Annotated in this window: 1 protein-coding gene; it reads right to left on the reverse strand. The window is 60.9% G+C overall.

Annotation, left to right across the window (positions count from 1 at the left end):
• Positions 1-233: RidA family protein (locus SB771_RS37115; protein WP_410722300.1), on the reverse strand; the 233-nt coding region annotated here is incomplete at its 3' end.
• Between the last annotated feature and the right edge of the window lie 2 nt (positions 234-235).

A 235-nucleotide genomic window follows, 5' to 3' on the forward strand; every position in this document is an offset into this window, starting at 1 on the left:
GTCGTCTTGACGACGTGAGAGAGATCGCTGCCGGCTTCTTCCAGCAATTGCTTGAGGTTCTTCATCGCCTGCTCGGCTTGCGCGCGCGGATCGCCGAGTCCGACGAGGCGCCCTTCGAAATCCGTGCCGACCTGGCCGCGCACATAGACGGTGTTGCCGGCGCGCACAGCCTGGCAAAGATCGTTATCGAGCGTCTGGTTCGGATACGTGTCCTTCGTGTTGAACATGCGGATAC

The organism is Burkholderia sp. SIMBA_051 (assembly GCF_046534915.1).
GTDB lineage: Bacteria > Pseudomonadota > Gammaproteobacteria > Burkholderiales > Burkholderiaceae > Burkholderia > Burkholderia ambifaria.